The organism is Bifidobacterium pullorum DSM 20433 (assembly GCF_000771405.1).
GTDB lineage: Bacteria > Actinomycetota > Actinomycetes > Actinomycetales > Bifidobacteriaceae > Bifidobacterium > Bifidobacterium pullorum.
The window spans coordinates 1-16,499 of the sequence record NZ_JDUI01000013.1 but is presented as its reverse complement, the minus strand read 5'-3'; the positions used below and the strand labels follow the sequence as shown (position 1 = coordinate 16,499).

The 16,499-nt window shown below is 64.9% G+C and carries 12 protein-coding genes; 2 read left to right on the top strand and 10 right to left on the bottom strand.

Going from position 1 to position 16,499, the window contains the following annotated elements; translation table 11 throughout:
* Positions 1 to 20 precede the first annotated feature (20 nt).
* From OU11_RS07385 to OU11_RS07350, 8 genes are all read right to left on the bottom strand, one after another.
* Positions 21 to 1,358, bottom strand: coding sequence for a glutamine synthetase family protein (locus OU11_RS07385; RefSeq protein ID WP_033515766.1), 1,338 nt, complete (start codon positions 1,356 to 1,358; stop codon positions 21 to 23).
* 64 nt (positions 1,359 to 1,422) lie between these two features.
* The gene (gene priA, locus OU11_RS07380; protein ID WP_033515764.1) at positions 1,423 to 2,151 is read right to left on the bottom strand and encodes a bifunctional 1-(5-phosphoribosyl)-5-((5-phosphoribosylamino)methylideneamino)imidazole-4-carboxamide isomerase/phosphoribosylanthranilate isomerase PriA; all 729 of its coding nucleotides are present in this window, start codon (positions 2,149 to 2,151) and stop codon (positions 1,423 to 1,425) included.
* Positions 2,152 to 2,190: 39 nt separating this feature from the next.
* A complete protein-coding gene (gene hisH, locus OU11_RS07375) occupies positions 2,191 to 2,838 on the bottom strand; it encodes an imidazole glycerol phosphate synthase subunit HisH (RefSeq protein WP_033515762.1) in 648 nt (215 codons plus the stop codon).
* A 50-nt stretch (positions 2,839 to 2,888) separates the two neighbouring features.
* On the bottom strand, positions 2,889 to 3,626 hold the full coding sequence (locus OU11_RS07370) for a hypothetical protein (RefSeq protein WP_033515760.1): 738 nt from the start codon (positions 3,624 to 3,626) through the stop codon (positions 2,889 to 2,891).
* Positions 3,626 to 4,225, bottom strand: coding sequence for an imidazoleglycerol-phosphate dehydratase HisB (gene hisB / locus OU11_RS07365; RefSeq protein ID WP_033515758.1), 600 nt, complete (start codon positions 4,223 to 4,225; stop codon positions 3,626 to 3,628). The genes OU11_RS07370 and hisB overlap by 1 nt, the downstream gene beginning before the upstream one ends.
* Positions 4,226 to 4,286: 61 nt before the next feature.
* Positions 4,287 to 5,447, bottom strand: a complete 1,161-nt coding sequence (locus OU11_RS07360; protein ID WP_033515756.1) for a histidinol-phosphate transaminase — start codon at positions 5,445 to 5,447, stop codon at positions 4,287 to 4,289.
* Positions 5,444 to 6,835, bottom strand: a complete 1,392-nt coding sequence (hisD, locus tag OU11_RS07355) for a histidinol dehydrogenase (protein ID WP_033515754.1) — start codon at positions 6,833 to 6,835, stop codon at positions 5,444 to 5,446. The genes OU11_RS07360 and hisD overlap by 4 nt, the downstream gene beginning before the upstream one ends.
* 278 nt (positions 6,836 to 7,113) lie before the next feature.
* Positions 7,114 to 9,036, bottom strand: a complete 1,923-nt coding sequence (locus OU11_RS07350) for a histidine-type phosphatase (protein WP_033515840.1) — start codon at positions 9,034 to 9,036, stop codon at positions 7,114 to 7,116.
* A gap of 360 nt (positions 9,037 to 9,396) precedes the next feature.
* Between OU11_RS07350 and OU11_RS07345 the strand changes: the two genes are divergently transcribed.
* Together OU11_RS07345 and OU11_RS07340 are read left to right on the top strand one after the other, a co-directional pair.
* A complete protein-coding gene (locus OU11_RS07345; RefSeq protein WP_033515752.1) occupies positions 9,397 to 11,019 on the top strand; it encodes an ABC transporter permease in 1,623 nt (540 codons plus the stop codon).
* Between the two features lie 149 nt (positions 11,020 to 11,168).
* Positions 11,169 to 11,807 (top strand): ABC transporter ATP-binding protein, encoded by a 639-nt coding sequence (locus OU11_RS07340; RefSeq protein WP_052122781.1) that lies wholly within the window; start codon positions 11,169 to 11,171, stop codon positions 11,805 to 11,807.
* Positions 11,808 to 11,904: 97 nt separating this feature from the next.
* Here OU11_RS07340 and OU11_RS07335 read toward each other — a convergent pair whose 3' ends face one another.
* Both OU11_RS07335 and dnaE read right to left on the bottom strand, forming a co-directional pair.
* On the bottom strand, positions 11,905 to 12,495 hold the full coding sequence (locus OU11_RS07335; protein ID WP_033515751.1) for a DUF1349 domain-containing protein: 591 nt from the start codon (positions 12,493 to 12,495) through the stop codon (positions 11,905 to 11,907).
* 181 nt (positions 12,496 to 12,676) lie between these two features.
* The gene (gene dnaE, locus OU11_RS07330) at positions 12,677 to 16,231 is read right to left on the bottom strand and encodes a DNA polymerase III subunit alpha (RefSeq protein WP_033515750.1); all 3,555 of its coding nucleotides are present in this window, start codon (positions 16,229 to 16,231) and stop codon (positions 12,677 to 12,679) included.
* Positions 16,232 to 16,499: the final 268 nt, after the last annotated feature.

Genomic DNA, 16,499 nt, shown 5'->3' with positions numbered 1-16,499 from the left:
AATGGTCCATCGACGACACGCTACAGGCGCGGCAGGTAGGTCTTGAGCTCGTACGGGGTGACCTGATGGCTGTACTCGTTCCACTCCTGGCGCTTGTTGCGCAGGAAGTATTCGAACGCGTGCTCGCCGATCACGCCGGCCACGAAGTCGGACTTCTCCATGATCTTCAACGCCTCGTCCAGCGACTCGGGCAGCGGCTGGATGCCCATCGCACGCCGTTCGGCATCAGTCAGCTCCCAGACGTCGTCACTGGTCGGCTCGCCGAGCGGCAGCTGCCGTTCGATGCCGTCCAGACCGGCGGCCAGCAGCACCGAGTACGCCAGGTACGGGTTGGCCACCGGGTCGAGCGCGCGGAACTCCATGCGCGCCGAATTGCCCTTGCCTGGCTTGTACTGCGGGATACGCAGCAGCGCGGAACGGTTGTTGTGCCCCCAGCAGATGTAGCTCGGCGCCTCGTTGCCGCCCCACAGGCGCTTGTACGAGTTGACGTACTGGTCGGTGATCGCGCAGATCTCCGCCGCATGGTACAGGATGCCGGCCGCGAACTGGCGGGCCGTCAGCGACATGTTGAACTCCTGGCCGGCCTCGTAGAAGGCGTTCGCGTCGCCCTCGAACAGGCTCAGGTGCGTGTGCATGCCGGAGCCGGGCTGGTCGGCCAGCGGCTTGGGCATGAAGCTGGCGTAGATGCCGCGTTCCAGCGAGATCTCCTTGACCACGGTGCGGAAGGTCATGATGTTGTCCGCCGCGGTGAGCGCGTCGGCGTAGCGCAGGTCGATCTCGTTCTGGCCGGGGCCGCCCTCGTGGTGCGAATATTCCACGGAGATGCCCATCTGTTCGAGCATGTTCACGGTGGCGCGGCGGAAATCCATGCCGGAGCTGCGCGGCACGTGGTCGAAGTATCCGCCCGAATCGATCGGGGTCGGCGGCTTGGACCAGTCCTCCTGGTTCTCGAACAGGTAGAACTCGATCTCGGGATGCACGTAGAACGTGAACCCCTTCTCCTTGGCCTTGGCCAGCGACTGCTTGAGCACATGGCGCGGGTCGCCGAGCGAGGGCTCGCCGTCCGGGGTCAGCACGTCGCAGAACATGCGGGCGGTGCCCTGCGGGCCGCCGCGCCACGGCAGGATCTGGAACGTGGACGGATCCGGTTTGACGATCATATCGTCCTCGGAGACGCGGGTCATGCCTTCGATGGCCGAACCGTCGAATCCGATGCCCTCCTCGAACGCTGCCTCCAGCTCGGCGGGTGCGATCGCCACCGATTTCAGCGTGCCCAGCACATCGGTGAACCACAGGCGGATGAAACGCACATCGCGCTCCTCGACGGTGCGCAGCGCAAACTCTTGCTGTCTATCCATATGCATCATCTTCCCACGAGTTTGTGTCACATCGTGTTAACACGCGCCGATGGCGTCCACCCCGTCAGTCGGCGGCGACGGCCAATGCCTCCTGAAGCGTGAAGGCGCGCGAATACAGGGATTTGCCGAGAATCGCGGAATCCACGCCAAGCGGCGCCAACGTCCTGATCGCCTTCAGATCGTCGAGCGAGGAGATGCCGCCGGATGCCGTGACCTTGGCGTCGGTGCGTTCGGCGACCTCGCGCAGCAGGTCGATGTTCGGTCCGCTCATCATGCCGTCACGGGCCACATCGGTGACCACATACCGCGAGCAGCCGACCGAATCGAGGAACGCCATCGTCTCGAACAGGTCGCCGCCCTCCTTGACCCATCCACGGGCGGCCAGCGTATGGCCGCGCACATCCAGGCCGACGGCCACGCGGTCGCCATAGCGGCGGATCACGTCGGCGGTCCACTCCGGATTCTCCAATGCGGCGGTGCCGATGTTCACGCGGGCGGCACCGGCCTCCAGCGCCGCCTCAAGGCTGGCATCGTCACGTACGCCACCGCTCATCTCGATGTGCACGCGCTCGCCCAGCTCCGCGACGATCGCCCTGAGCTGGGCGCGGTTGTCACCGGTGCCGAACGCGGCATCCAGATCGACCAGATGAATCCATTCGGCGCCGCATTCCACCCACGTGCGGGCGGCCTCCAACGGCGAGCCGTAGTCGGTTTCGGAACCGGAGGCGCCCTGGCGCAGGCGCACGGCCTTGCCGTCACGCACATCGACGGCGGGAAGCAGTGTCAAAGCCATGATGGTGTTCCTTTCGTTATGTGGAGCGGGCGAAGCCGCTTACAGCACGCCCACCCAGTTGCGCAGCAGGCGCGAGCCGGCTTCGGCGGATTTCTCGGGGTGGAACTGCGTAGCGAACAGCGGGCCGCGCTCGTAGGCGGCGACGAAGCGGCTGCGCCCGTAGGTGCACCAACTCACCCGCTGCCCCATCCCGCGCATCGCGGCCGGCGCGACATCATCCGCGACGGGCGTCGCCTCCATCGCCGCATACGAATGCACGTAGTAGAACCGTTCGCCTTCCAGACCGGCAAACAGCGTGCTGCCTTCGGCGACCTCGACGGTGTCCCAGCCCATATGCGGCACCACGTCGGCGTCCAGTGCCCCCACGACGCCGCCGATCAGGCCGAGTCCCTCGGCGGGGATGCCGTGTTCGCTGCCCTGATCGAACAGCACCTGTTCGCCGACGCACACGCCCAGCACGGGCCGGCCGTCCTCCAGACGGTCACGGATCACCCTGTCGCCACGTACCTGGCGCAGCCCCTCCATGCATGCGGCGAACGCGCCGACTCCCGGCACCACCAGACCGTCCGCCTCCACCGATTGGCGGTAGTCCGAGGTGAGCGTCACGTCCAGGTCAAGATCGGCCAGCGCCCGCACCATCGAGCGTACATTGCCGAACCCGTAGTCGAACACCACCACCGAGGTCATGCCGTCTCCTTTCCACGTCGTATGCCCGCGGCCGAGATGGCCGCCTGTCGTCACTGAATCCGGGAACCGCCCCGTCCGAAACGCGTGTGTTCCGCGATCACCTGCAACGCGGTCTCCCTGTCCAGGCTGCCCGAATCCACGGCCTTCACCCCCTGGGCGACCACGTCGTCCACTGTGGCGATGCCCAGCATCAGATCCTCCACGAACGGCGGCGTTTCGGTGAACAGGAGCGGAGGCGCGAATCCCTGCCCGGCCTGTCCCTTGAGATACAGCGTCGCCTCGAGTTTGTCCGCGCGATTGACGGCCAGGACCACAGGCATCCCGGAGACCACCGTGGTCAGGTCGCGGGCGGCCGCTTCGGGGCCGTCACCGTTGAGATTGCGCAACACGGCGACCGCGCCCTGCGCATGGTTCAGGCAGGTGGCGGAGACGTCCGAAAGCTGGCAGAACGCGGCGAGCAGATCCGCGGAGGCCAGCTGGGTGACGATGATGGCCGATTTGGCCTTGTTGCCCAGCAGTCCCTGCAGCTCGTCGTCGAAGGAATCGGTCAGCTCCGAGGCGTCGTCGGGGACCACGATGCCGTCGGACGGCACGCCGGCGTCCGTGGCCGCATCGCCGCCGTCTGCGGTTACGCCCGATTCGGCGTCCGCGATGTCTGAAGCATCCGTATCATTGCGGAACTCCGCCTCGAACCCGGCGAGCGCGGCCTCCAGCTCCTCGTCGCTGAACGACGGCCCGTCATTCGGGAAACCGTCGTTGTTGAGGCCGTCGGCGTTCCCCCCGCTCATCACAGCGCCCCCTTGGTGCTGGGGATGCCGTCCACACGAGGATCGGGCTCGATGGCGAAACGCAGGGCGCGGGCCACGGCCTTGAACTCCGCTTCCGCGATGTGGTGCGGGTCACGGCCCGCCAACAGTTGCAGATGCAGGCAGATGCCGGCGTGCAGCGCGATCGATTCCATGACGTGTCGCACCAGCGAACCGGTGAAATGCCCGCCGATCATCGCATACTCGAATCCTTCGGGCTCGCCCGAGCACACCACGTACGGGCGTCCGGAGATGTCGACCACGGCCTTGGCGAGCGCCTCATCCAACGGCACGGTGGCGTCGGCGAAGCGGCGGATGCCGCGCTTGTCGCCGAGGGCCTGACGCAGCGCCTCGCCGAATACGATGGCCGTGTCCTCCACGGTGTGGTGCACATCGATGTCGGTGTCGCCGGTTGCGCGGATGGTCAAATCGATCAGCGAATGCTTGCCGAGCGCGGTCATCATATGGTCGTAGAACGGCACGGAGGTGTTGATATCCGTCTTGCCTGTGCCATCCAGGTTCAGCGTCAGTTCGATGCGCGACTCGCTGGTTTCGCGCACGATCGTTGCGGTACGTGCCATCGTTGCTCCTTATGCATTGCGCCGTTCAAGCGGACCGGTCCCGATACGGACCGGCCACCGCTCATGCTTCCACTATACGGAGGACTTCGGCGAGCGCCTCGCGGAAACGGGCCATTTCCTCATCCGTGCCCATGCACACGCGCATCCATCCGTCGGGACCGACCACGCGGATCAGCACGCCGCGGTCGAGCAGTTCGCGGAAGACGCGGTCGCGATCGTCGAAATGGCCGCCGAACATCAGGAAGTTCGAGGCCGATTCGGCCACGTCGAGCGGCTGCCCCTTGTAGGTCTGGGTCTTGAGCCAGGCCGCGGTCCGCTCGCGGGTCTCGCGCAGATGATCGACACGGCTCAGCTGTTCGTCGGTATGCTCGAACGCGGCGAGTGCGGCTGCCTGGGTGACGGCCGACAGATGGTAGGGCATGCGCACGATGCGCAGGCAGTCGATGATCCCCTTGCTCGCGGCCATGTAGCCGACTCGCGCGCCGGCGAAGGCGAAGGCCTTGCTCATCGTGCGGCTGACGGCCAGGTTCGAGTGTTCGGCGATCAGCGTGGCGGCCGAGGGGGTGCCGGGGTTGCGGAATTCGATGTACGCCTCGTCCACCACCACGACCGGGTGCACGCCCTCGCCGGCGCCCGCCACGGGCATGGTTGCGCAGACGTCGAGAATCCGCTTGAGGTCGCCCATGTCCAGCGGGGTGCCGGTCGGATTGTTCGGGCTGGTCAGCAGGACGATCGACGGGTGCAATTCCCCGATTGCGGCGATGGTGCGTTCGACGTTCAGCGTGAAGTCCTCGTTGCGGTGCGCGACCTGCCAGGTCGTGAACGTGTCGCGCGCGTACTCGGGGTACATCGAATACGTCGGGTCGCAACCCAGCGCGATGCGGCCGGGACCGCCGAACGCCTGGAAGACCTGCAGCATGATCTCATTGGAACCGTTCGCACCCCACAGCTGGTCGACGCTCAGCTCCACACCGGATTCACGCTTGAGATACGCGGCGAACGCCTGACGCAGTGCGACGTGTTCACGGTCCGGATACCGGTTCAGCGTGGGGGCGATTTCGCGCACCCGTGCGGCGATCGAATCGCAGACGGCCGGGTCGGGCGCGTACGGGTTCTCGTTGACGTTGAGGCACACCGGCACGTCGAGCTGCGGGGCGCCGTACGGTTCCTCGCCGATCAGATCGTTGCGCAGCGGCAGGCTTGCGGGGATCGACTCGCTCATTTGAGGCCCGCCTCGATTTCCTGCTGGTCCAGCGTCGCCTTGTCGTACGGGTCGGCGACGAAACGGGTGAGCACGCACTCGCCGTGGCCGGGCAGATCCTCGGAGACGGCGAAGGTGTTGATACGTGCGGCGAGCGCCTTGAGGCCCTCCTCGTCATATTCGATGACCTCCACCGGCTTCATGAACGTGTGCACGCCGAGGCCCGCGGCGAAACGCGCGGTGCCGGAAGTGGGCAGCACGTGGTTGGAGCCGGACATGTAGTCGCCCAGCGGCACCGGCGAATACGGGCCGCGGAAGATGGCGCCCGCGTTGCGGATGCGCTTGACGACGGCGTCCGCGTCGGCGGTCTGGATCTCCAGGTGTTCGGCGGCGTATGCGTTGGCCGCGTCGATCGACTGGTCGAGTCCGTCGGTCAGGATGATGCCGGACTGGCGGCCGGTCAGCGAGGTGGCGACGCGTTCGGCGTGCTTGGTGCGCGGCACGCGGCGGTTCAGGCTCTCCTGGGTCTTGGTGGCGATCTCCTCGCTGTCGGTGATCAGGACGGAGCCGGCGAGTTCGTCATGCTCGGCCTGGCCGATCAGGTCGGCGGCCAGGTATTCGGGGTTCGCGCCGGCGTCGGCGATGATGGCGATCTCGGTGGGGCCGGCGACCGCGTCGATGCCGACGATGCCGGAGACCATGCGCTTGGCGGTGGCCACGAAGATGTTGCCGGGGCCGGTGATCTTATCGACCGGCTCGCACAGCACCTCGCCGTCCTGCGGCTCGGTGCCCCTGGCGCCGTAGGCGAACATGGCGATGGCCTGGGCGCCGCCGACCGCGTACACCTCATCCACGCCGAGGATGGCGCAGGTGGCCAGGATGGTCTTGTCCGGCAGGCCGTCCGCCGTCTTCGGCGGGGTGGCGATGGCCAGGGATTCGACGCCGGCGGCCTGGGCGGGCACGGCGTTCATGATGACCGAGCTCGGGTACACGGCCTTGCCGCCCGGCACGTACAGGCCGACGCGCTGCACGGGGATCCAGCGTTCGGCCACACGGGCGCCGGGGGCCAGATCGGTGTGAAAATCCTCGGGGACCTGCGATGCGGCGACGGCGCGCGAACGGCGCACGGACTCCTCAATGGAGGCGCGCACGGCCGGGTCGAGCTCCTCAAGCGCGGCGGTCATCGCCTCGGCGGGCACGCGCAGATGCTCGGGGCGCACATGGTCGAACTTCTCCTCGAAGTCGCGCAGCGCCGCGGCGCCGCGGGCCTTGACGTCATCGAGGATCGGCTGGACCAGTTCGGTGGCCTCGTCGGTGCCCATCTCGGCACGCGGCATGGCAGCCAGCATCTCGGCACGGGTGAGGCGCTTGCCTCGCAGATCAATGATTCGCATCGTAGGGGTATTCATAGTTGCCTATCGTAACAACCGCGCCGTTTTTGGGATTATGCCAGCCGAATCGTGAGATGGGGCGGACCGGGGCCAGGCCACCGGCAGCCCTCCCCGGGCCCAACACGCGACACGCCGGCGCGGTGGCAAACCTACCCCGGAAGTTTGCCGACTTTGGCCAGATTCCGCCAAAGTCGGCAAACTTTTGGGGGTGCTTTGCCACCACACCGGCGTGTCGGATATGAGACCGGGGCGTCTGGAATACCCGGACGCCCCGGTTTCAGACGGGAGCTCGTCTCTCAGCGCTTGGCTCGCCTGACGAACACCAGCGTGACGCCGGCGGCGATCAGCACCACCGCGGCCGCGGCCGGGGCGATCATGGCCGCCCCCGTCTTGGCGATCGTCTTCGGCTGGTCGGAGGCCGAGGATTCCTCGGCCGACTCCGGGGATTCAGGGGAGCCTTCGCCACCGGCCTGGTTCTGGCTCTGATCGCCGGTCTGCGTATCACCGCCCTGCTGCTGGTCCTCCGACGCACCGGCATCGACCGCGATGGTCGGGTCCTCGTCCGTCGGGACACGCTTCTCCTCCAAGCCCAGGCAGCTCTTCAGCTCGGTCTCCTTGTACCAGGTGGAGCCTTCGGCCACCGGCGTGCAGGAGGCATTGAACGGAACCTCGGCTTCGTTGTAGAGCATGCGGACCAGCGGGGTGTAGGCCTTGCCGGTCTGCGGATCGATGCCGTCCCGGGTGGCCACGTCCCACTGGATGTTGGCCGCCATCGGGGTCACGGACTCACCGCGCCATTCGTTGTTCTGATAGTTGTACACGTCGGCGTCGGACTGCGGATCGACGACGGCCGGGGCCTGCTGCGTGGAGCCCGGCGCGCCGATCAGCGCGGCGAACGGCATGATGGTTTCGGCGTGCGCGAAACGGAAGGTCGCGGCGGTCGCGCCACCGGCCACGCGCTCGTCGATCGAATCGAAGAAGTCGTCGAGCAGCGGTTGGGCGATGCGGTAGGTCTCGTTCTGTCCGGCGTAGCTCGGGCCCTTCTCGTAGAAGTCCTCCATGTCGAGAATCCAGGCGAAGACGTCGCCCTCCTCGGGGCTGATGTTCGTGAAGTACTGATCGAAGTCGAAAGCGTGCTCGTCAGTGTTTTCTTCCTGCATGTCGGCGGCGATGATGTACAGGTTGTACAGGTCCATCGCGGCGTCCACCACGGAGGTGATGTGCTTGCCGGTCTCGCCGCAGATGTCCTCGCCGTACTGGGCCATCAGCTCGTCCGGATCACCCGCGATGGCGCAGTTGCGGATGTCCTCGCCCGTCACGTCGTCGCGGCCGTCCTCGTCCGCGTCCTCCGCTCCGGTGGTGGTGTTGTACCAGGAGTAGGTGCCGTCGTCGACCTTCTTCAGGAAGTCCTCGGTGAAGATCTGGGAGAGCAGGTCGTAGGAGACCGTGACCGATGCGTCGACGTCCTCGATGTAGTCCTCGGCGTTGGCGATCGTCTCGTCGTTCTCGACGAACGTCTCATACCGGGACGCGATATCGGCCGCCTCGCCGGTCTTCTCGGAACCGTCGGGGTTTTCGGTCTTGTGGAAGTACAGGGTGTCCGGGGACTTCTGGAAGGGGGCCGCATCGCCGTCACCGGCGGGGGCGGTCGGAGTTTCGTAGGAGTCCGTCAGTGCGCTGCCGGAGGCCTGATCGAATCCCTTCTTGAAGTTCTCGCCGGATTCGGTGGCGCGGGACTCGCCGGAGGATTCGTATTCGATCTTCCCGCCGTCGGCGGCGGCCTGATCGAACAGCTGCTTGTTGCGCTGGTAGGCGCGTGAGCCGATGCCCTGGTGCTGGGTGGCGCCCTGGCCGGTCAGCATGCCGTAGCCGTTCTCCACGTTGGCATCGATGATGGCCTGCACGTTCGCCATGAACGCCTGTTCGGCCTCCTCGCTGACGAAGCCGTCCACTTCGGAGGCGGTCTGACCCATCAGCTTCAGCAGCGCGTCGTACTTGTAGCTGGACAGGCCGCGGGAACCGTGGCGGGCGAGCATCTCGGTGTAGGTGATCGTGTAGCCCTCCGGCGCGGCGGAGTAGCTCATGTCAAGTGCCTGCTGGGGAGCGATGTACGGCTGCTTGCTGCTGTAGTAGGTGCCGTTCGCGGCATAGGCCGTGCCCGTCGCCAACATCGCCAGGGCGGCCACACCGGCCACGCCCGAGCCCAACGCCCGACGCATCTTCGACTGCTTGTTCACAATGGTCTCCTTGTGTCCCTCTTTCCGGGCGCACATCGCGCCCGCACCCGTCGGATCATCGAATCGAACCGCGGCCCCTGTCGGCTGGGCCGCGCAACGGACAACCCAGTTCTATCAGCGAACCGGTTCGAGGAACGCAGGACAACGGTTACCGGACCGTGAACAATCGATGATTTTCTCGGTTCTCAACGTTCTCCCAGAAACCATTCAGCGAACTACTCCCGAATCCCCCGCTAACGGCTGAGTTCCGGACAGGCGCCTTCCACCGGACGGACGCAACCTGTTCATAGGCGCAACGCTGCCCCGTACCAACCAACCGTTTCGACACACCGAGGATCGAACATGTTCATACTCCGCAACGCATGGCGTTCCATCCTGCGCAACAAGGTGCGCAACATCCTCATCGCCGTCATCGTGGCCGTCATCGCCGCGGCGGCCACCATCGCGCTCTCCATCAGGGACGCGGCGCAGACCGCCCGGGACGAGGGGCTCGCCTCCACCACGGTGACCGCCACCATCGGCGTGGACCGCGATTCGCTGATCCAGAACATGGACACCGAGGACATGGCGGACGGCACGATGTCGGGAACGCCCGACTTCGACGAACTGCGCGACGCGATCGCCGTGGACTCGCTGACGCTGGAACAATACGACCACTACGCCGATATCGCCAGCGTCCCCGTCTCCACCTACTACACCGAACAGGCTTCGCTGAACGGCTCCGACGAGCTGCAGCCCGTGGAAACGTCATCCTCGGAACAGTCCGAATCGTCCGACGATTCGGGCACCGAGTCAGCCGACGCCGCAAGCGGCACGCCCGGATTCCCCGGAGGCATGGGCGGCATGGGCGGTGATTTCTCGTTCCAATCCGGCGACTTCCTGCTGACCGGGTTCTCCTCCGACACCGCCGTGGCGAACGCGGCGAACGGATCGTTCACGATGCAGGACGGCCAGGTCTTCGGCTATGACGAAGCCGACGCCGGCGACGCGATCATCACCACGGCGCTCGCCAGCTTCAACGGCCTTGAGGTGGGCGACGAGATCACGCTCACCGACCCAGACGACGAATCCACCACCTACACATTGACAATCGTCGGCATCTACGACAACACCGCCACGCAGAACAACGGCATGGGCAGCATGATGGGCGCCGGCATGGATCCGGACAACGCCATCTACACGTCCGTCGCCACCCTCGAGGCGCTGGGATTGGCCTCCTCGGACGGCTCCGACGCGGCGGGCTCGCAACTGTCCTACACCTATGTGCTGTCCAGCGCCGAGGATTACGAAACCTTCGCCGACGAGGTGCAGCGGGAGGGGCTCGACGATGGGTACGTCGTGTCCTCGACGGACGTCGAGCAGTACGAGTCCAGCCTGGTGCCGCTGGAGAACCTGTCCTCGTTCGCGCTGACGATGCTGCTGATCATCCTGGCCGTGGGCGCGGCCGTGCTGATCGTGATCAACCTGTTCAACATCCGCGAGCGCCGGTATGAGGTGGGCGTGCTGCTCGCCATCGGCATCCGCAAGGCCAAGGTCGCCGCGCAGTTCGTACTCGAGCTGCTCATCGTGACGATGATCGGCATCGCGCTGGGCGTAGCCGCCGGCGCGGCCGCATCGGTGCCCGTCACCAACCAGCTGCTCGCCGATCAGGTCTCGCAGCAGCAGTCGCAGAGCGAGAGCGTGCAATCGCAGTTCGGACGCGAGGCCGACATTCCGGGACTGCCGGATATGGGGGACCTGAACATGGAGGACTTCGCCGGCGTGGAGGCGCCGCCCACCGGTGGCTTCGGCGGAGGGTTCCAGCAGGCCGTCGACTACATCGACGAGATCAACGCCACGGTGAACCCGACCGTCATCGGCCAGCTCGTGCTGATCGGACTGGCGCTGACGCTGCTGTCGTCGCTGGCCGGCCTCACCTCCATCGTCCGATACGAACCGTTGCGCATCCTCGCCGACCGCTCATAGCCCATCCGTTGGAACACAGAATCGGACCACAGAAGGAGTCTTTCATGAACGCCCCCACCATCCAATCACCGGCCACCGCGAACTCCCCCGCCGCTTCGCCACGGACTGACGAACGCACGACTGCGGAACCCAGCGTCCCCATCCTGACCATGGACCATGTCCACTACGCCTACGCCAAGGGCGGGCGACCGATCATCCGTGATCTGAGCCGGGAATTCCACGAGTGCACGGTCACTGCGATCGTCGGACCGTCCGGCAGCGGCAAGACCACCACATTGTCACTGCTGTCCGGACTGACGACCCCCACAACGGGTCGTATCCTGTACCGAGGCGCAGATCTGGCCAAACTCGACCGCTACCGGTACCGCAGCCATGACGTCGGCGTGATCTTCCAGAGTTTCAATCTGCTGCCGGCGTTGACCGTGGCGGAGAACATCACGCTGTCGATGGAGGCCAGCGGCGTACGCTTCGATCAGCCGAAGCGCGACATCGTCGCACGGCTGCTGGAACGGGTGCGTCTGCCCAAGGAGTATATGAACGAACGCATCCTGCACCTGTCCGGCGGCGAGCAGCAGCGCGTGGCGATTGCCCGGGCACTGAGCTACAACCCGGGGATCATCCTCGCCGACGAGCCGACCGGTAACCTCGACATGGCCACGCAGAACGACATCATGGCGATCTTCCGTTCGCTGGCGCACGACGAGGGCAAATGTGTCATCATCGTGACCCACAGCCCGCAGGTCGCCGAACAGTCCGACGAGGTCTTCACCCTGCCGAAACGGCGGTGACCGGGCGGTCGTACGCTTCACAGACACGCATTACATACGCGTAAGGGGGCGGCGCTGCATATGCGGCGCCGACCTCCTTTGCGATGAGAGATTGTCGTCACTCCCCCATGCGGATGTTGGCCACGGTACGGTGTTCGATCGACAGGTGCTCGTAGCGGCGTTCGCCGCCCTTGCCGGTCGGCGCCTGCGCCAGCAGACCGACCTTGGCCACCCTGCCGGCGTCGAGCGTGAAGAAGCGCATCATGTAGAAATGCTCGCCGTCCAGCGCATAGTGGAAGGCGAAGGCGTCACCCTTGCGGCACATCTGCAGCCAGACCGCATCGGCGTCCACGTTGGGGCCATTGGCGTCGTCGGAGACGTCCTTGGTCACCACGCTAACCATGGCGCGGGTGCCGAAGTCGGTCAGTTCGAAGCATGCCTTGGCCCAGTGGGTCAGGTCCTTGAACACCATGATCGAACAGGAGTCATAGGTCTGCTTGAAATCGTGCGACACCTTGACGCGCAGCACGAAATCGCCTTCGACCTCGGTGTAGTAGAACGGCGCGTTGCACAGCGAGTCGGGCACCGCGTCGCCCTCCTCCGCCTCCGCACCGCTGTTGCAGAAGAAATCGGTGTGCTCCGGGGCAAAGATGCTGATCACACCGTCCTGCTCGGTCACCGTTGACTCATTGATCCACTGGAATTCCATGTCGGCTCCTTTCGTATGGCTGCACCATGCCATCATCCGCGACGGCGATGCATATCTAATACATGTTAGATAATATCGCCGGCGATGAACCGACACGCCATCGCCTCGGCCCTGCGAGCGCTCGGGTCGGAACGCCGGGGCGCCGGACCGCACGCGTTCGACGCCCCGTCAGCGTATGCCGTCAGGCTGCAGGCAAACAGCTGGGGCCGAAGAGGATCTTGATCTCGGCGAACAGCGAGGTGTCGCGCTTGACACGGAACCGGTCGCCGAAGGTCAGCACCTGCGCGTTGCCCTTGTCGTCCACGATGGCGAGCTTGACCTCGCAGTAGCCGGGGTGGTTGGTCAGGATCTGCCCCAGCTGCATGACGTGGACGCGGTTGAGCGCCACCTGCGGCAGCGTGATGACGAGCGGACGTTCGTCCACCGCCTCCAACGTCGGCACGTCCATCTCGGTGGCGCGCAGGCTCACACTCTCGTCACGCACCTCCACCATGCCGCGGATGCGCACCACGGTGTCAATGGCCAGATCGGCGGCCGCCGCCTCGTACACCTTGCCGAAGAACATGCACTGGATCGAGCTTTCCATGTCCTCGATCGTGACGATGGCCCACGCGTTGCCCTTCTTGGACACGCGCCGGTCCACGCCGGTCACGAGGCCCGCGATGGTGACCTGCATGCGGTCGGGCATGGTCTTAGCGCGGTCGATCAGATGCGCGATCGACATCTCCCGCAGACTGGCAAGCACGGCCTGCATGCCGCTCAGGGGATGGTCGGACACATACAGGCCCAGCATCTCGCGCTCGAAGTTGAGCTTGGTCTTCTTGTCCCACTCCTCCACGTCCGGCACGGTGACACCGGCATCACCCATGTCCTCGGCATCGCCACCGTCGACATCGGAGAACAGGTCGAACTGACCCTCCGCCTGCTTGCGCTTGAGCCCGACCACCGAGTCGATGGCCGCCTCATGAATCTGGTACAGCGCCCTGCGGTTCGGGTCGATGGAGTCGAAGGCGCCGGCCTTGATCAGGGATTCGACCAGACGCCGGTTCAACGCGCTCAACGGTACGCGACGGATGAAGTCCATGAAGTTGACGAACTTGCCCCGCGGGCCGCTGCGTTCGGCGATGATGTCGGCCACCGGCTGATCGCCGACGTTGCGGATCGCGCCCAGACCGAAACGGACGACGTCGCCGACGGCGGAGTACTCCAGCACCGATTCGTTGACGTCGGGCGGCAGCACCTGGATGCCCATACGCCGCGCCTCACCGAGGTACAGCGCCGTCTTGTCCTTGTTGGTGCGTTCGTTCTGCAGCAGGGCCGCCATGAACTCCACCGGATAGTGGGTTTTCAGATACGCGGTCCAATAGGAGATCAGACCGTAGGCGGCCGAGTGCGACTTGTTGAACGCGTAGCCAGCGAACGGCACGAAGATGTCCCAGACGGCCTGGGCCGCCTCCTCGGAATAGCCGTGCTCCTTCATGCCCGCGAAGAACGGCACCTGCTCCTTGGCCAGCACCTCGGGCTTCTTCTTGCCCATCGCTCGACGCAGCACGTCGGCTCGGCCGAGCGAATAGCCGGCCAGGATACGCGCGGATGACTGCACCTGCTCCTGATACACGATCAGGCCATAGGTTTCGTCGAGCACCGGTGCCAGAGCCTCGGCCACTTCCGGATGAATCGGCGTGATCTTCTGCAGGCCGTTCTTGCGCTTGGCGTAGTTGTTGTGCGAATCGACATCCATCGGGCCCGGTCGGTATAGGGCGATCAGTGCCGAGATGTCATTGAAGTTATCCGGCTTGAGGCTCTTGAGCAGCGAGCGCATGCCGTCGGAATCGAGCTGGAAGACGCCGAGCGTATCGCCGCGCGACAGCAGCTGGTAGGTCTCCTTGTCGTCCAGCGGGATCTCTCGGTAGTCGATGGCCGGCTTGCCGTTGCGTTCGATGTTGCGCAGCGTATCCCGGATGACCGTGAGGTTGGACAGGCCCAGGAAGTCCATCTTGACCAGGCCCAGCGTTTCACAGGTGTGGTATTCGAAGGTGGTGGTGACCGTGCCGTCGGTGCGTTCCAGCAACGGTGACGTGTCGGTGATCGGTTCGGAGCCCATGATGGTGGCGCAGGCATGCACACCGGTCTGACGAATCAGCCCTTCGATGCCCTTGGCCTCATCGATGATGCGATGCGCATCCGTTTCGGACTCGTACATCTCGCGGAACTCGCGGGCCTCCGCGTACCGCTTCGATGTCGGGTCGAAGATCTCCTTGAGGCTGGCGTCCTTGCCGTTCTTGCTCGGCGGGAGCGCCTTGGTCACATGCTCGCCGACGGAGAACTCGTACCCCATGATGCGGGCCGAGTCCTTCAGCGCCTGCTTGGTTTTGATGGTGCCGTAGATCACGCACTGGGCCACCTTGTCATGACCGTACTTGTCGGCCACGTAGTCCAGCACCCGCATGCGGCCTTCCGGATCGAAATCGGTGTCGATATCCGGCAGGGACACACGTTCGGGGTTCAGGAAGCGTTCGAAGATCAGACCATGCTGCAACGGGTCGAGTTCGGTGATACCCATCGCATAGGCCACCATCGAACCTGCGGCGGAGCCACGGCCGGGGCCGACCATCACGCCGTTGTTCTTGGCCCAGTTGATGTAATCCGCCACGACCAGGAAGTAGCCGCAGAACTGCATCTGACAAATCACGCCGCATTCGTAGTCGGCTTGCTTCAACACGTCCAGCGGCACATTGCCCTTATATCGCGTCTCCAGGCCTTCCTCGACCTGCTTGAGGAACAGGGAGGTCTCATCCCATCCCTCGGGGCAGGGGAACTGCGGCATGAAGGCGCCGTCCTCGCCATCGTCGAACATGATATTGCAGCGTTCCGCCACTTCAAGGGTGTTGTCGCAGGCCTCGGGCAGGTCCTTGAACAACGCGCGCATCTCCTCGGCGGATTTCAGATAGTAGCCGGATCCGTCGAATTTGAAACGGTCCGGATCGTCCAGCCGAGAACCGGAGTTGATGCACAGCATGGCGTCCTGTGCGCCACGATCCTCCTCCAGCACGTAGTGGGAGTCGTTCGTGGCCAGCAGCGGCGCGTTGAGCTTCTTGGCGATCTCCAGCAACTCATTGGTCACCTGGGTCTCGATCTTCAGGCCGTGGTCCATCAACTCGATGTAGAAGCTGTCGCGGCCGTAGATGTCCTGCAGCTCACCGGCGTATCGCAAGGCCTCGTCGAACTGGCCCAGGCGCAGACGGGTCTGGATGATGCCCGACGGGCAGCCGGAGCCGCAGATCACGCCCTTGGAGTACGTGGAGAGCACGTCGGAGTCCATACGCGGATAGCGCATCACGCGGCCTTCCAGGTTGGCCACGGACGATGCCTTCATCAGGTTCTTAAGACCCTCATCGGTTTCCGCCCACAACGTCAGATGGGCGATCAGACCGCCACCGGAGACGTCATCGGAACGCTGCGCCTCGGTGCCCCAGTGCACGCGGGATTTGTCCTGACGCGCCGTCTCCGGCGTGGTGTAGGCCTCGATGCCGATGATCGGCTTGACGCCGACCTTGACGGCTTCGCTCCACATCTCATACGCACCGTGCATGTTGCCATGGTCAGCGATGCCGACAGCCGTCATACCCAGTTCCTTGGTACGCCGCACCAGATCGGGAATCTTGGACGCACCATCCAGCAACGAGTAATGCGTATGGTTGTGCAGTTGCACGAAGTCACTACCTGATCCAGCCATAGGTTCCACCTTACCTCAGTAGGTCCACGTTGGGTGTTTCTCCAGTCTCCACCCGACACGCACCGATGGTAGATATGTACCGATTCCGCGTGTGTGAGCCAACAATAGTGCGCACCATACAGCGCCACGACCGCAGGCATGCGGCAGAACGGAAAGGAGTTGGTCACGATGACGACGGCACCTATGAATCAGCACAGGAGCGCCCCTGCTCCCCATCCATGGTCGCCCATGGATCCGGAGACGCATCTGAACAAGAACGCGACGTTCG

What these genes read in the sequence shown, in the direction of transcription:
- OU11_RS07385 (WP_033515766.1), bottom strand. Translation starts at nt 1,358, where the DNA reads ATGGATAGACAGCAAGAGTTTGCGCTGCGCACCGTCGAGGAGCGCGAT.
- priA (WP_033515764.1), bottom strand. Translation starts at nt 2,151, where the DNA reads ATGGCTTTGACACTGCTTCCCGCCGTCGATGTGCGTGACGGCAAGGCC.
- hisH (WP_033515762.1), bottom strand. Translation starts at nt 2,838, where the DNA reads ATGACCTCGGTGGTGGTGTTCGACTACGGGTTCGGCAATGTACGCTCG.
- OU11_RS07370 (WP_033515760.1), bottom strand. Translation starts at nt 3,626, where the DNA reads ATGAGCGGGGGGAACGCCGACGGCCTCAACAACGACGGTTTCCCGAAT.
- hisB (WP_033515758.1), bottom strand. Translation starts at nt 4,225, where the DNA reads ATGGCACGTACCGCAACGATCGTGCGCGAAACCAGCGAGTCGCGCATC.
- OU11_RS07360 (WP_033515756.1), bottom strand. Translation starts at nt 5,447, where the DNA reads ATGAGCGAGTCGATCCCCGCAAGCCTGCCGCTGCGCAACGATCTGATC.
- hisD (WP_033515754.1), bottom strand. Translation starts at nt 6,835, where the DNA reads ATGAATACCCCTACGATGCGAATCATTGATCTGCGAGGCAAGCGCCTC.
- OU11_RS07350 (WP_033515840.1), bottom strand. Translation starts at nt 9,036, where the DNA reads ATGCGTCGGGCGTTGGGCTCGGGCGTGGCCGGTGTGGCCGCCCTGGCG.
- OU11_RS07345 (WP_033515752.1), top strand. Translation starts at nt 9,397, where the DNA reads ATGTTCATACTCCGCAACGCATGGCGTTCCATCCTGCGCAACAAGGTG.
- OU11_RS07340 (WP_052122781.1), top strand. Translation starts at nt 11,169, where the DNA reads ATGGACCATGTCCACTACGCCTACGCCAAGGGCGGGCGACCGATCATC.
- OU11_RS07335 (WP_033515751.1), bottom strand. Translation starts at nt 12,495, where the DNA reads ATGGAATTCCAGTGGATCAATGAGTCAACGGTGACCGAGCAGGACGGT.
- dnaE (WP_033515750.1), bottom strand. Translation starts at nt 16,231, where the DNA reads ATGGCTGGATCAGGTAGTGACTTCGTGCAACTGCACAACCATACGCAT.